Genomic DNA, 13,434 nt, shown 5'->3' with positions numbered 1-13,434 from the left:
TGAGTTGATTACCGTACTTATTTCTTGCCGCTTACCCGCTCGAAGCCTTTGGGCCGCTCGAAGGGGAAGCTCAGCTCCTCGCGGCCGGCGCTCACCTTGCTGTACTTCAGGCTGGCCTTGGTGCTGGTGCTGCCCTGCCGGGCGTCCACCAGCAGGCTGTTGGCAAAGGGGGCCTTGGCCCCCTCCACGGCCTGGAAGTCGGCGTAGTCGGCCGTCAGGGCGCGGTCGGTGCCGGTTTCGGTCAGCGTCAGCTTCTCCACGCGCTTGTTGGCGGCCTGGATGAGCTGCTCCACGATGACGCCGTTCAGCGGGAAAGCTACTTTCTGGCCGCCGTTGGGGCCCGTGCCCAGGGTGAGGGCCGCCCCGGCGGGGGCCGCCTGGTAGTTGCCCAGCAGCAGGGCCTGCGCCTGGCTGAAGCTCACCGGCACGTTCAGCAGCTTGGTGAGGTAGTCGTAGCCGCCGGCGAAGTACGTCTTGTCGAGGCGGTTGATGACGCGCACCGAATCGGGGGTGAGCAGGGCCCGCGCGCCCTCGAAGCCCAGCAGCCCCACCGACACCCAGATGGCGCTGTCGCGCCGCATCCGCACGTTGATGTTGGCCGTCTTCTGGTCGCCCTTGATGGTGGCCTGCACCTTGCCCTTGGCCGTGAGGTAGGGCGAGTCGAAATCAACGGCCTTCACGGCGGCCTCCTTGCCGGTGCGGGCGGATGTCGAAGTGGTTACGCCCGGGGCCGAGCCTTTTTTGGTGGGTACGGCGCGGTGGCACGCCCCGGCCCCCAGCCCCGTGAGGGCCAGCAGCAGCACGGATTTATTCATAAAGTTTGTGGTCGCGGATTTTGCGGTCGAGGAATTCGGAAGCGCCGGGGCCCGCCTTGCGGGCCCGCTGCCAGGCGGCCAGCGCCTGGTCGTGGTCGCCGAGCTGGTAGAGCACGTCGCCGTAATGCTCCAGCACGGAGGCGTCTTTGGTGGTTTTCAGGGCCGTTTCGAGGGCCGTGCGGGCCCCGGCGTAGTCTTTCTGCTTGTAGAGCACCCAGGCGTAGGTATCGAGGTAGGTGTCGCGGGCCGGGAACTGCTTCACCACGCGGGCCGCCATTTCCCTGGCCTTGTCGAGCTTCTGGCCGCGCAGGGCCAGGTAGTAGCTGTAGTTGTTGAGCACCGGCCAGTTGTTGGCGTCGAGGGCCAGGGCCGCGTCGTAAGCCGCGTCCGACTTCTCGTAGTCCTTCAGGGCGTGGTAGGCGTCGCCGAGCTGCGAATCGAACTGGGCGAGCAGCTCGGGCGTGTCGGCGGCCAGCTTGCGGCCGTGCTCCAGCGCGGCCACGGCCCGCTGGGGCTGCTTTTTCAGCAGCAGGCCCGTGCCGTTGAAAAACCACAGCGGGGCCTGGTTCGGGAACAGCTCCAGGGCCCGGTCGGAGTGCACCAGCAGCGAGTCGTTCTGGCTTAGCTCGGCGTCGAGCAGCACCACCTGCTGCCACACCTGGAAGTGGGAGTTGTCGTACTTCAGCGCCTTGAGGTAGGAGTCGCGGGCCTCGCGCTTGCGCTCGGTCAGGGTTTGCACGTCGCCGGCCACGGTGTAGGCCTTGGCCTCCTTGGGGTGGTTGCGCACGGTGGCGGCGGCCAGGTCCAGCGCCAGCCCGTTCAGGGCGGGGTTGGGCAGCTGCTTCACGTAGTTGGCCAGGATGCGCACTGCGTTGTCGATGTCGAGGGCGGGCGAGTCGAAGGCCTGGCGCACTTCTTTTTCCGAGGCGTCCACGTTCTTCTGCTGGCGGTAGGCGTCGGCCAGCAGCAGGTGGGCGGCGGCGTTGCCGGGGTCGAGCTTCAGGGCCTGCTGCCCGAGGCGGATGGCGTCGGGCACGCGGTTGTTGGCCCCGTACAGCTCGGCCTGGGCCAGCACGTAGCGGGGCTGGTCGGGGTTGGCGGCCATCAGCTTTTCGCCCTCGGCCAGGGCCAGGTCCAGCTTGTTCTGCTTGAGGTAAATCTGCTGCTTCTTGAACGATACCTCGTCGCTGGCCCCGAACTGCTGCTCGGCCTGGGCCAGGGTGCTCAGGGCCTCGGGCAGCTTGCCCTGGGCCAGGTACAAGTCGGTGAGGTTGAAGAGGTAGCCGCCCGAGTTGGGCACTTCCTTCACCAGCGCGGCGTAGGTGTGGGTGGCGGCGTCGTACTGCTTCTGGGTGGCCTGGGCCTGGGCCAGCAGCAGGTAGTAGTAAGCGTTTTTCGGGTCGAGGCGCACGGCCGCGGTGGCGTAGCTGGTGGCGTCGCGCAGGTTGCCGCTCAGCAGGCTGGCCTCGGCAATCTTGTAGTTGAGGGCGGCGTTGGTGGGGCTGAAGGCGTAGGCCTTGCCCAGCCGGTCGAGGGCCTTGGGGTAGTCTTCGAGCAGCACGTACTTCACGCCGTCCACGAACAGCGCCTCGCTCATTTCCCGGTCGCGCTCCGAGAGCGGCGGCGCGGCGGCTTGGCGGGCCTGGGTGGCCACCAGCGTTTTGTTGGCCTCGCGCTGCTCCTTGGCAATGGCGCGGCGCTCCTGGCGGCTCAGCGACGAGTGGCTGCGCCCGGGGGGATCCACAGAATCGGCCCGCGACTGGGCCGGCGCGGCCCAGGCCGGCAGCAGCAGCAAAATCAAACCAACCAAGGCAGCGCGCATGACCAAAATAATTAGCTGTTAGCCATTAGCTATTAGCCGTTAGCTTTTTTCTGACCGGCAACAAAAGGCACCGGATTTATAGCCAATCCAGGCAACTCAATTTGTATAACCAACCCCAAAATTACGGCGAATAAAATAGCGGTGAGCAGTTAACAGCCAACCGTCCGCAATAGTGTTCAACCACTTTGCCAACCGTTCCCTATCAGCCGCTCACCGCTACCCGTTACCCAAAACCTCACACGCGCAGCTGGTTGTAGTCGCCCAGGCTGAGGTCGTCGGGCGTGCCGGCCACGGTGGCGAAGTTTCCCACCATCGAGTTGGTGATGACCGTGTTGAGCAGCGAGGCCGAGGTCTGCACGATGGAGTTGCTCAGGCGCGAGTCGCGCACGTTGGCGTGGTCGCCCAGGCTCACGTGGGGGCCCACCACCGAGTTGGTGATGATGGCGTGCTCGCCCACGTACACCGGCTCAATCAGCACCGAGTTGGTGATAACGGCCGAGGCCGCCACCAGCGTCTCGCCGCGCTCCTTGAGGTACTCCAGGTAGCGCTGGTTGGTGAACACGGTGGCGTCTTTGTTGCCGCAGTCGAGCCACTCCGTCACCTTGCCGGGCACGAACACGGTGCCCTGGTTCTTCATGTTTTCCAGGGCGTTGGTGAGCTGAAACTCGCCCTTGTCCTTAATGTTATTGTCGAGCAGGTATTGCAGCTCGCGGCGCAGGTACTCGCCGTCCTGGAAGTAGTAGATGCCGATGATGGCCAGATCCGACACGAACTCCTGGGGCTTCTCCACGAAGTCGGTAATCTGGCCCTGCTCGTTCAGCTTCACCACGCCGAAGGGGCGCGGGTCGTCCACCTGCTGCACCCAGATGGTGCCGGGCACGCTCGAGTCCAGCGTGAAATCGGCCTTGAACAGCGTGTCGGCGAAGGCCACCACTAGGGGCCCGGTCAGCGACTCCTTGGCGCACAGAATGGCGTGGGCCGTGCCCAGCGGCTCGTCCTGGTACACGATGGTGCACTTGGCTCCCACCGACTCGGCAATGCCGGCCAGCTGCTTCTCCACGGCCGCCCCGAAGCGCCCGATGATGAAGGCCACTTCGTCCACGGGCTCGCCGCAGACCTTGGCGATGTCTTCCACCAAGCGCTGCACGATGGGCTTGCCGGCAATGGGCACCAGGGGCTTGGGCACGGTGAGCGTGTGGGGGCGCATGCGCTTGCCCATGCCGGCCATTGGGACGATGATTTTCATTTTATTAAGGTGTGAAAGGTGGGAACGGAGAAATGTGCGGAGTGAAGCCTTGTGCAAAGGTGAAGAGAGTACGGATAATCCGGCCGGGCCGGCCAACTTGGGCCCGCGAACGGGGCCCCGGTGCTAGTCGTCGCCGCCGGCCAGCAGGGCGGCCAGCGTGGCGGGGTCCACGTTGCCGCCGCTCAGCAGCAGCACCGTGTGGCGACTGGGCGGCAGCGCGGCGCGGTGGCGCAGCAGCGCGGCCAGCGGCAGGGCCGCCGTGGGCTCCACCACCAGTCGGGCCTCGGTGAGGAGGCGGCGGGCGGCGCGGCGCAGGTCGGCCTCGCTCACGGTCACGATGCCGTCGGCGTAGGTGCGCAGGTGCTGGAAGGTCCGCTCGCTCAGGGCCAGCGTGCGCACGCCGTCGGCCAGGGTGCGGTTGGTGTCGGCAGTGGGCCACTCCACCACGCGGCCGGCCCGCAGCGAGGCCTGGGCGTCGGCGGCCAGCTCGGGCTCCACGCCGATAATTTTTACGCTGGGCTTCAAGGCCTTCAGGGCCACGGCCAGGCCGCTGAGCAGGCCGCCGCCGCCCACGGGGGCCAGCACCAGCTCCACGGCGGGCAAGTCCTCAAAAATCTCCAGCCCCGCCGTGCCCTGCCCGGCAATCACGTAGGGGTCGTCGAAGGGCGGCACCAGCACCCGGGCCCCGCGGGCCTGGAGGCGGGCGGCCACGTCTTCGCGCCGCTCCACGGCGGGGTCGTACATGACCACCTCGGCCCCCAGGGCCCGGGTGGCGGCCACCTTCACGGCCGGGGCGTTGGTGGGCATCACGATGATGGCCGACAGGCCCAGCGCGCGGGCCGCGTAGGCCACGCCCTGGGCGTGGTTGCCGCTTGAGTACGCAATGACGCCCTGGGCCCGCTCGGCCGCCGTGAGGGCCAGGATGCGGTTGGCCGCGCCCCGAATTTTGAAGGAGCCGATGGGTTGCAGGCTCTCGGCTTTGAGGTACACGGCTTCGCCGGGCAGCTCGGGCACGGCCAGCGGCAGCAGCGGCGTGCGCCGGGCCATGCCGCGCAGCCGCGCTTGGGCTTGCTCGATATCGTGCAGGGTTACGAATTCCATCGGTTAAGTGATGAGCTGTTAGCTGATGGTCATTAGCTGTTGGCTTTTATCTTGTTTTTCAAGGGTTTACAGCGTGCGCAATGCACATTTATTTATGCACGACTGCTTAGAAACTATACGGAAGAAGGGGCCCCGTAACTGGGCAAGGGCCCGGCCAGGCTACCCCGCCCCTACCCGGCCCCGGTGCTGCCGTAGCCGCCAGTGCCGCGCGACGTTTCGTCGAGGGCTTCGGTGGGCTGCCAGGCAATGGTTTCGTGGCGGGCCACCACCAGCTGGGCCACCCGCTCGCCGTCGCGCACCTCGAAGGGCACGTTGGAGAGGTTGACGAGCAGCACCCCGATTTCGCCCCGGTAGTCGGCGTCGATGGTGCCGGGGCTGTTCACCAGCGCGATGCCGTGGCGCAGGGCCAGCCCGCTGCGGGGCCGCACCTGCCCCTCGAACCCCGCCGGAATGGCCACCGCCAGCCCCGTCGGAATCAGGGCCCGCTCCAGGGGCCCCAGCGTCACGGGCGCATCGAGGAAGGCCCGCAGGTCGAGGCCGGCAGCGTGGGCGGTCTGGTATTCGGGCAGCGGGTGGCGCGAGCGGTTGCGGACGGGGATGAGCATATGGCGAGCCAAAAGATACTATGATAAAAGCAAGAAATCAGGCAAGCTTTTCAATCTTTGGGCACCGCGAAGGAAGGTATTTGGATTCAGCCAGCGAAGCCCCGGCCAGTTATTTGGCCGGTGGTATTATTGAATCGAAGTTTAATTGCAACGGCTTCCAAGGAGTTACCAGCTGAATGCCAGACCCTAACTACAAATCTGACCAGTGCTGTTTTGCGGCAAAAAGCTCGTCCATCAGACTCCGTACGCATTTCTTTGCCTGCCTTTTGCTAGTGCTCGGGGTGGCCTGTCAGCCTGAAAAACAGCGCCCGATTACAACGCACGCCGTTTCGCACCCAACTCTGCTACGGGCCGGTGAAAAAATTCTCTCCAAGAACCGTCGGTTCGTGTACGTCGCGCGGTGGTACGCGCCGGGAGCGACGACCGCCACGCTGGATACCGTGACGATGACGGCTTCGGGCGTACCCTGTTCGCATACGCCTACCCAAATGTGTTTTGAATGGTTGTTTCGGCCGGACACACTCTGGTCTTCGGGCTTCAGAGGAAGTGTGGGCGCGGTTGAAAACAAGGAGGAATTTTGGATTCATCCGCCGCGCTACGGGCGCTACCGCATTCTGGAACTCGGCCCCTTCCCCCACATCAAACTGCCAGCGGTGCCCGGCGGAACCTGGGGATGGGCCGTCTACCCGCAGGCTGCTGACTACGCGGACCTGGCGTGGGCCAATTGGAAAGACACCTTACGGGTGAAGTTTCGTTACACGCTGGGCAGTACCGTGCAGTTGGCCACCCCCTTGGGCAACTTGCCTTGCCACCGCGTACAAGGCACCGGCACCAGCAGACTGGGCACGACGGCCTTGGAGGCTTACTTCCACCCTGCCTACGGGTTCGTCCGGTTGAATTACTGCAACATCGACGGCAGTCGCGTGCAGTTGGAAATGGCAACGGTGGACATGCGGCCGGAGTCGACCGGGAAGATATTAGAACAAGTGTTTTGGCGACCTTCTAATCCACAACCGCCCAAATAAAGGGGCCCCAGAAAACTCGTACCTGTACCAATGGCAAGCCGGACCTGGCCGCGCTACGCCGCCCGCAGCCGCCGGCCCTCCACCAGCCACAGGGCCCCCACGAAGGCCCCCGACAAGGCCAGGTGCCAGGCGTGGCGGGCCCCCCAGCCGGCCACCGGTACCCACCAACCCAGGGCCACCAGCGCCACAGCCAGCCACAGCCACAGGCCCAGCCGGGCCACCGGGTAAGGCACCGGGAAGTGCCGCTCGCCCAGCCGCCAGCACAGCACGGCCATCATGAAGTAGCAGGCCAGCGTGGCGATGGCCGAGCCCATGTAGCCCAGCACCGGAATCAGCAGGAAGTTGAGCACGATGGTGAGCACCGCCCCGCCCGCCCCGATGTAGGTGCCGTAGTAAGTTTTATCGGTCAGCTTGAACCACACCGACAGGTTGTAGTACACGCCCAGGAACAGGTTGGCCAACAGCAGCACCGGCACCACGGCCAGCCCCTGCCGGTACTCGGCCCGCCGCAGAAACAGGGCCCCGAAGTCTTCCACATTCAGGCTGATGACCACGAAAATTACCGCGCAGCACAGCGTGAACCACTTGAGCACCAGCGCGAACGTAGCTGGCGAGTTCTTCTCGGTGCTCTGGGCGAAGAAGAACGGCTCGGCCGCGTAGCGAAACGCCTGGATGACGAGTGACATGAATATGCTGAGCTTGTAGCACGCCCCGTAAATGCCCACCGCCGTGAGGCTGCTCTGCCCCGGGTAGAAGCCCGCCGGCAGCCACTTAGGAAGCAAAATTCGGTCGAGGGTTTCGTTCACCATGCCCGCCAGGCCCATCAGCATCAGCGGGTACGCGTACTTGAGCAGCGGCCGCAGCGGCTCCAGGTTGAGGCGGAAGCGGAAGTCGAGCAGCTCGCGGCCCAGCAGCAGCAGCGTGAACGCGCTGGCCGCCAGGTTCGAGAGGAACACGTAGCCCACGCCCACGCCGGGGTCGTACACGGCGCTGATGGCCGCGTGGCCCCCGCCGCGCTTGAGCAGGTACGGGCACAGCACGATAAAAAACAGGTTCAGGGCCACGTTCAGCACGATGCCGGCCATCTTGACGGTGGCGAACTTGCGGGCCTTGTTTTCGAGCCGCAGCCGGGCAAACGGGATGGCCGAAGCCGCGTCGAGCCCCAGAATCAAGGCCACCCAGTAGGCGTAGCGCTCGTGGCCGGGCCCGATGTCGAGCAGGCCCAGTAGCGGCCGGGCCAGGGCCATCAGCAGCAGCGAGAGCCCGACGCTGCTCACCAGCAGCAGGCTCAGGGTGCGGTCGTAGAGGACGCGGCGGTCGGTGCCGGGGCGGTTGGCGAAGCGGAAGTACGTGGTTTCCATGCCGTAGGTGAACACCACGTTCAGAAACGACACGTAGGCGTACAGCCCCGTCACCACCCCGTACTGGGCCGCCGCAAAGGCCCCCGTGTACAGCGGCACCAGCAGGTACGTCAGTACCCGCCCCACGATGCTGCTCACCCCGTACACCGCCGTTTGGGACGCCAGCTTTTTGGCTATGCTCATGCAGTTGCCCTATTTCCCCGTGAACACCGCCGGCCGCTTCTCCACGAAGGCCCGCGTGCCTTCTTTGAAGTCCGCGGTCTGGAACGCGCGGCCGAACGCGGCGGCCTCCACCGCGTAGCCGTCCTGCCCCGGGGCGTAGCCGGCGTTCACGCTCTCGATGACCAGGCCCAGCGCCGCGGGGCCCTGGCGCAGCATCTTGCCCAGCAGCTGGCGGCAGAAGCCCAGCAGCTCGGCCTGCGGCACCACGTGGTTCACTAAGCCCAGGCGCAGGGCCTCGTCGGCCTTCACCTGGTCGGTGGTGAGCATCAGCTCCAGGGCCTTGCCTCGGCCGACGAGCCGCGGCAGGCGCTGGGTGCCGCCGTAGCCGGGCAGCAGGCCCAGGCTCACTTCGGGCAGCCCGAAGCGGGCGTTGTCCGAGGCCACGCGCAGGTGGCAGGCCAGGGCCAGCTCGCAGCCGCCGCCCAGCGCGAAGCCGTTCACGGCCGCCACCACGGGCTTGGGGCTGTTCTCCAGCAGCGCAAACGCCGCCTGCCCGCGGGCCGACGCGCCCTGGGCCTGCTCGGCCGTGAGGGCCGCCAGCTCGGCAATGTCGGCCCCGGCCACGAAGGCCTTCTCCCCGCTGCCCGTGAGCAGGATGCCGCGCACCGCCGCGTCGGCCAGGGCCCGGCGGGTGGCGTCGTGCAGCTCGCCGATGGTGGCCCCGCTCAGGGCGTTGAGCTTGGCGGGGCGGTTGACGGTGAGGGTGAGGATGCCGGTGGCGGCATCGAGGGCGTAGAGCAGGTTGTCGTAAGCGGCGGCCATGAATGCGAAAGGTGAAGCGTCAGCGCCGCCAAAGGTACGGGGCCGCGCCGGGGCGGCTTCGGCCGCCCAAATTCCGGTTTCGCAGGGCCAAAGCCCGGGTTGGGCGAAATTGGCCCCACGGCCCCGCCAACTACCACGAACTTTGCCCTGCCAAGTACAATCCAATAGTTGTTTATTTCTATTAACAGTTTATATTTACCCCAGCCCTTGTCACGAATTACCCCATAATACCCAACCTGTTACCTTTCCTTTCACCTTTCACTTTTTCATCCCATGAGCGTTGTTTCCGAATTTAAAGAGTTCATTTCCAAAGGCAACGTCCTCGACCTCGCGGTGGGCGTCATCATCGGCGCGGCCTTCGGCAAAATTGTCACTTCGCTCACCGACGACATCCTCATGCCCCTTGTGGGCCTGGTGGGCGGGTCTCCCGACTTTTCCGCCATCCACGTCGGCCCGATGAAGGTCGGCCTTTTTCTTAACGCCGTTGTTGGCTTCCTCATCCTGGCCTTCATCATCTTCATGGTTGTGAAAGGTGCCAACAGCATGAAGAAAGCCCCCATCGAAGTGGTGCCCGTGGCCCCGGTGGCCACCGCAGACCAAGTGCTGCTCACGGAAATCCGCGACGCGCTGCGGGCCGGCGGCCGGATTTAATCCACTGCCCCGCCACACGCTGGCCAGCGGGCCGAGGCCTTGGCCATCAGTGCCTCAGCCCGCCAAGCACTTTTTTGTTGGCTTGCTAAAAATACTGGGGATAATACCATTTTTACCCCGCGAACTTATTTTGCTTGCTGCCGGTTGCGGCGTTGCTTGGCATTTCTTCCGCGTCCATAATCTTATTCTGATGAAGTCAGTAGTCGTCGCCGTTTCCTTCCTCGGGCTGGGCCTTGCCGCCGCCCCGGCTGCCCGCGCCCAGTCGGCCATTGCCGACCTGCCCGCGGCGGGCGGCAGCGCCGGCGTAGCGGCCCGGGCCCCGAGCCGGGCCAACATGACGCCCGAAGAAATCAAGCACGAGCAGCAGATGCAGGTGCTGGAAGCCCGCACCGGCTTGGCCACCGGCAACACCAGCCTGGGCCGGGCCGCGGGCCCCGCCCGGCAGTTCGACACCCGCGCCGGGGGCTTCACGGTGCGCAAGTTCAAGGCCGCGCCCGGGGCCGGCAAGCAGGAGCGCGGCCAGATGCACCCGGCCGGCGGGGCCAACCCTTCGGGCAAGCCTTTGGTGCACAACCACCCGCGCAAAAAGCATTTTTTATTCTTTTAGACGGCCCGCCGCGGCAACAAAAAGCCCCGTCTGCGATGCAGGCGGGGCTTTTTGTTGGCAATCAATTTAATCGGCCGCAGCCTTACAGCGTCCGCTTGATTTCTTTTTCTTCGAAACCTTCGATGTTGTCGCCTTCCTGCAGCTCGTTGAAGTTCTTGATGGAAATACCGCACTCGTAGCCCTGGCGCACTTCCGACACGTCGTCTTTGAAGCGCTTGAGGTCCTGGATTTCGCCGGTGTGCAGCACGATGCCGTCGCGCACCACCCGCACGCGGGTGCGGCGGGTGAAGGTGCCCTCCGTTACCATGCAGCCGGCGATGGTGCCCACTTTGGTAATGTTGAACACGACGCGCACTTCGGCGTTGGCCACCACCACTTCCTGCACGGTCGGGGCCAGCATGCCCTCCATGGCGTCTTTTACTTCGTTGATGGCGTTGTAAATGATGCTGTAGAGGCGCACGTCAATCTGCTCCTGCTCGGCCAGCTTGCGGGCACTCTGCGAGGGCCGCACCTGGAAGCCGATGATGATGGCGTCGGAGGCCGAGGCCAGCAGCACGTCGCTTTCCGAGATGGCCCCCACGCCTTTGGCGAGGATGTTCACCTTCACTTCCGGCGTGCTCAGCTTCAGCAGCGAGTCCGACAAGGCTTCCACCGAGCCGTCCACGTCGCCCTTCACCAGGATGTTCAATTCCTTGAACGAGCCGATGGCCAGGCGGCGGCCAATCTCGTCGAGGGTGATGTGCTTGCGGGTGCGGATGCTCTGCTCGCGGGCCAGCTGCAGGCGCTGGGTGGCCAGCTCACGGGCTTCGCGCTCGGTCTCCATCACCTGAATCCGGTCGCCGGCCTGCGGGGCCCCGGTGAGGCCCAGCACCTGCACCGGCGTGGCGGGCGGCGCGGTCTTCATCTTCTTGCCGCGGTGGTCGGTCATGGCCTTCACGCGGCCAAAGTGCGGCCCGGCGAGGATGATGTCGCCCACGTTCAGCGTCCCGGTTTGCACCAGCACGGTGGTCACGTAGCCCCGGCCTTTGTCGAGCGAGGCTTCAATCACGGTGCCGATGGCGTTGCGGTCGGGGTTGGCTTTCAACTCCAGCAATTCGGCTTCGAGCAGCACCTTTTCCAGCAGCTCCTCAATGCCGATGCCCGACTTGGCCGACACTTCCTGGCTCTGGTACTTGCCGCCCCACTCCTCCACCAGGATGTTGATTTGCGACAGCTCCTCGCGGATTTTCTCCGGGTTGGCGCTGGGCTTGTCAATCTTATTCAGGGCGATGATGATGGGCACCCCCGCCGCCTGGGCGTGGTTGATGGCTTCTTTCGTCTGGGGCATCACCGAGTCGTCGGCCGCCACCACGATGATGGCAATGTCCGTCACCTTGGCACCCCGGGCCCGCATGGCGGTAAAGGCTTCGTGGCCCGGCGTGTCCAGGAACGTAATCGGCGAGCCCGACTTGGTGCGCACCTCGTAGGCCCCGATGTGCTGCGTGATGCCGCCGGCTTCGCCCTTGGCCACGCTCGCGTCGCGGATATAGTCAAGCAGCGACGTTTTGCCGTGGTCGACGTGGCCCATAATGGTCACGATGGGGGCCCGCGAGCGCAGGTCCTCTTCCACGTCGCCGGCATCGATGCTGATTTCCTCTTCCTCGGCCGACAGGAATTCCACGTCGTAGCCGAATTCGTCGGCAATCACGGTGATGGCTTCCGCGTCGAGGCGCTGGTTGATGGACACGAACATGCCCATGCCCAGGCACACCTTGATGACCTCGTTCACGTTCACGTCCATCAGTGAGGCCAAGTCGTTGGCCGAGATGAATTCGGTGAGCTTGAGGATTTTGGCGTCCAGCTCATTCTGGGCGCGCAGGGCCTCGCGGTCCTCGGCCAGCATGCTGCGCTTGTCGCGGCGGTACTTGGCGCGGTTGGTCTGGTTGGTTTTATTACCACCCAACTTGGCCAGCGTGGCCTTGATTTGCTCCTGAATTTGCTTCTCGGCCTGCTCAGGCGTGAGGGCCGGGGCGTTGGGCCGGGGCGCGGCGGGCTGGCCGGGGCGGTTGCCGGTTTGGCCAGGGCGGTTGCCGCCCGGTTGGCCGGGGCGGTTGGCCCCGGGGGCACCGGTTGGGCGGTTGCCCTGGTAGCCACCGCCTTGCCCGGGGGCGCTGGTGGTGGAGCCGGTGCCCGTGCCGGGAGGGCCGGGCAGGCGGGTCCGCTTTTTCTGGCCGGGGCCGCTGGGCAGGCCGCGCTTGTTCACGTCGGACGACGCGATGGGGCGCGGGCCGCGCCCGCCGCCGGGGCCGCGCCGGTCGTTGCCGGTATTAGACAGGTCAATTTTGCCCAGTACCGTCAGGCCTTTTAGCTGGTCGGCCCGGGCGGTGATGGTACCGGCCGGCTCTTCGGTGGAAGGAGCCATGGAGCCGTCGGCCACCGAAGCAGCCGGTGCGGCCGCAACTGGAGCGGCTGGGGCTGCAACTGGAGCTACCGGGGCCGGGGCCGCAACGGCGACCGGCTGCGCTGAGGCAGCCGGGGCTGGCTGTTGCACGGGGGCGGCAGGGGCAGCCGCAGCTGCCGGCGCTTCTACGGGCTTGGGCGCCGGGGCCGCGGGGGCCACTGGCGCAGCAGCGGCCGGCGCAGCGGTTTCGGCCGGCTTGGGGCGGGGGGGCACCACGCGCCCTTTGCTGTCCAGCTCAATCTTACCCAGCACTTTCAGGCCGGGGGCGGCAGACGTTTCGGGGACCGCGGGAGCCGGAGCAGCTGCCGGAGCAGCGACTGCCGGGGCCGGAGCGGCCGCCACCGGTTGGGCCACCGCAGCGGGAACCGGGGCCGGCGCGGGTGCGGTGGGCACGGGCTTGGCCGCCACCGGCGCTGCGGGGGCAGGGCGGGGCGGCGCGGGCGCGGGCTTGGGAGCCGCGTCCAAATCGCTCTGGCGCTTGGCCTGAATGATTTTCTGCGACTCCTGCCGGTCGAGCGCAAACGAGGCAAATTCCTTCTCCAACAGGCTCACTTGCTCAGCGGTCAGCTTCGTGGTGGGCTTGTTTTCTACTTGTGTTCCTTTTTTGGCCAGGGCCGCGACGGCCGTGTCCATGCCAATGCCCAGGTCTTTGGCCGCCTGTTGTAGCCGTTTCGGGGTTGCTTCCGCCATTCTATATATCTCGCGAACGATACGCTTCTAAGTGCAAAGGTATTACATTAAATCTTGCCAGCGGGGCGCAAATCGCGCCTGCTGGCG

11 protein-coding genes are annotated in these 13,434 nt (G+C 65.7%); 3 read left to right on the top strand and 8 right to left on the bottom strand.

Translation table 11 applies throughout. The features are described 5' to 3' along the window. Positions 1 to 17: 17 nt before the first annotated feature. The 5 genes from HNP98_RS03900 to dut form a co-directional block, all read right to left on the bottom strand. Positions 18 to 815, bottom strand: coding sequence for a DUF4292 domain-containing protein (locus HNP98_RS03900; protein ID WP_173808747.1), 798 nt, complete (start codon positions 813 to 815; stop codon positions 18 to 20). Continuing rightward, positions 808 to 2,637: a tetratricopeptide repeat protein gene (locus HNP98_RS03895; protein WP_173808746.1), complete on the bottom strand. Its 1,830-nt coding sequence runs from the start codon at positions 2,635 to 2,637 to the stop codon at positions 808 to 810. The genes HNP98_RS03900 and HNP98_RS03895 overlap by 8 nt, the downstream gene beginning before the upstream one ends. 235 nt (positions 2,638 to 2,872) lie before the next feature. Further along, positions 2,873 to 3,883 carry a sugar phosphate nucleotidyltransferase gene (locus HNP98_RS03890; RefSeq protein ID WP_173808745.1) on the bottom strand — a complete coding sequence of 337 codons (1,011 nt, stop codon included), beginning with the start codon at positions 3,881 to 3,883 and terminating at the stop codon, positions 2,873 to 2,875. A gap of 123 nt (positions 3,884 to 4,006) precedes the next feature. Further along, on the bottom strand, positions 4,007 to 4,984 hold the full coding sequence (locus tag HNP98_RS03885) for a threonine ammonia-lyase (RefSeq protein ID WP_173808744.1): 978 nt from the start codon (positions 4,982 to 4,984) through the stop codon (positions 4,007 to 4,009). Between the two features lie 170 nt (positions 4,985 to 5,154). Then, positions 5,155 to 5,589, bottom strand: coding sequence for a dUTP diphosphatase (dut, locus tag HNP98_RS03880; RefSeq protein ID WP_173808743.1), 435 nt, complete (start codon positions 5,587 to 5,589; stop codon positions 5,155 to 5,157). Between the two features lie 176 nt (positions 5,590 to 5,765). Between dut and HNP98_RS03875 the strand changes: the two genes are divergently transcribed. Continuing rightward, a complete protein-coding gene (locus HNP98_RS03875; RefSeq protein WP_173808742.1) occupies positions 5,766 to 6,614 on the top strand; it encodes a hypothetical protein in 849 nt (282 codons plus the stop codon). Between the two features lie 53 nt (positions 6,615 to 6,667). On the opposite strand, the gene HNP98_RS03870 is transcribed toward HNP98_RS03875, so the two are convergent. Beyond that, positions 6,668 to 8,158, bottom strand: a complete 1,491-nt coding sequence (locus HNP98_RS03870) for a lipopolysaccharide biosynthesis protein (protein WP_173808741.1) — start codon at positions 8,156 to 8,158, stop codon at positions 6,668 to 6,670. A gap of 9 nt (positions 8,159 to 8,167) precedes the next feature. Then, positions 8,168 to 8,959, bottom strand: coding sequence for an enoyl-CoA hydratase/isomerase family protein (locus HNP98_RS03865; RefSeq protein WP_173808740.1), 792 nt, complete (start codon positions 8,957 to 8,959; stop codon positions 8,168 to 8,170). Between the two features lie 273 nt (positions 8,960 to 9,232). Here HNP98_RS03865 and mscL point away from each other — a divergent pair, with 273 nt between their 5' ends. Further along, positions 9,233 to 9,610 carry a large conductance mechanosensitive channel protein MscL gene (gene mscL, locus HNP98_RS03860; protein WP_173808739.1) on the top strand — a complete coding sequence of 126 codons (378 nt, stop codon included), beginning with the start codon at positions 9,233 to 9,235 and terminating at the stop codon, positions 9,608 to 9,610. 190 nt (positions 9,611 to 9,800) lie between these two features. Continuing rightward, the gene (locus HNP98_RS03855; RefSeq protein ID WP_173808738.1) at positions 9,801 to 10,217 is read left to right on the top strand and encodes a hypothetical protein; all 417 of its coding nucleotides are present in this window, start codon (positions 9,801 to 9,803) and stop codon (positions 10,215 to 10,217) included. Positions 10,218 to 10,299: 82 nt separating this feature from the next. Here the strand turns inward: HNP98_RS03855 and infB are convergent, their stop codons facing one another. Further along, the gene (infB, locus tag HNP98_RS03850) at positions 10,300 to 13,347 is read right to left on the bottom strand and encodes a translation initiation factor IF-2 (protein ID WP_173808737.1); all 3,048 of its coding nucleotides are present in this window, start codon (positions 13,345 to 13,347) and stop codon (positions 10,300 to 10,302) included. Positions 13,348 to 13,434 lie beyond the last annotated feature (87 nt).

It is taken from the genome of Hymenobacter caeli, from assembly GCF_013294115.1.
Lineage (GTDB): Bacteria > Bacteroidota > Bacteroidia > Cytophagales > Hymenobacteraceae > Hymenobacter > Hymenobacter caeli.
The sequence above is the reverse complement of the archived record's forward strand: the minus strand, read 5'-3'. Positions and strand labels throughout refer to the sequence as shown.

Bases quoted from the DNA above. Each gene is read 5' to 3' on its own strand.
- HNP98_RS03900 (WP_173808747.1), bottom strand. From the start codon at position 815: ATGAATAAATCCGTGCTGCTGCTGGCCCTCACGGGGCTGGGGGCCGGG.
- HNP98_RS03895 (WP_173808746.1), bottom strand. From the start codon at position 2,637: ATGCGCGCTGCCTTGGTTGGTTTGATTTTGCTGCTGCTGCCGGCCTGG.
- HNP98_RS03890 (WP_173808745.1), bottom strand. From the start codon at position 3,883: ATGAAAATCATCGTCCCAATGGCCGGCATGGGCAAGCGCATGCGCCCC.
- HNP98_RS03885 (WP_173808744.1), bottom strand. From the start codon at position 4,984: ATGGAATTCGTAACCCTGCACGATATCGAGCAAGCCCAAGCGCGGCTG.
- dut (WP_173808743.1), bottom strand. From the start codon at position 5,589: ATGCTCATCCCCGTCCGCAACCGCTCGCGCCACCCGCTGCCCGAATAC.
- HNP98_RS03875 (WP_173808742.1), top strand. From the start codon at position 5,766: ATGCCAGACCCTAACTACAAATCTGACCAGTGCTGTTTTGCGGCAAAA.
- HNP98_RS03870 (WP_173808741.1), bottom strand. From the start codon at position 8,158: ATGAGCATAGCCAAAAAGCTGGCGTCCCAAACGGCGGTGTACGGGGTG.
- HNP98_RS03865 (WP_173808740.1), bottom strand. From the start codon at position 8,959: ATGGCCGCCGCTTACGACAACCTGCTCTACGCCCTCGATGCCGCCACC.
- mscL (WP_173808739.1), top strand. From the start codon at position 9,233: ATGAGCGTTGTTTCCGAATTTAAAGAGTTCATTTCCAAAGGCAACGTC.
- HNP98_RS03855 (WP_173808738.1), top strand. From the start codon at position 9,801: ATGAAGTCAGTAGTCGTCGCCGTTTCCTTCCTCGGGCTGGGCCTTGCC.
- infB (WP_173808737.1), bottom strand. From the start codon at position 13,347: ATGGCGGAAGCAACCCCGAAACGGCTACAACAGGCGGCCAAAGACCTG.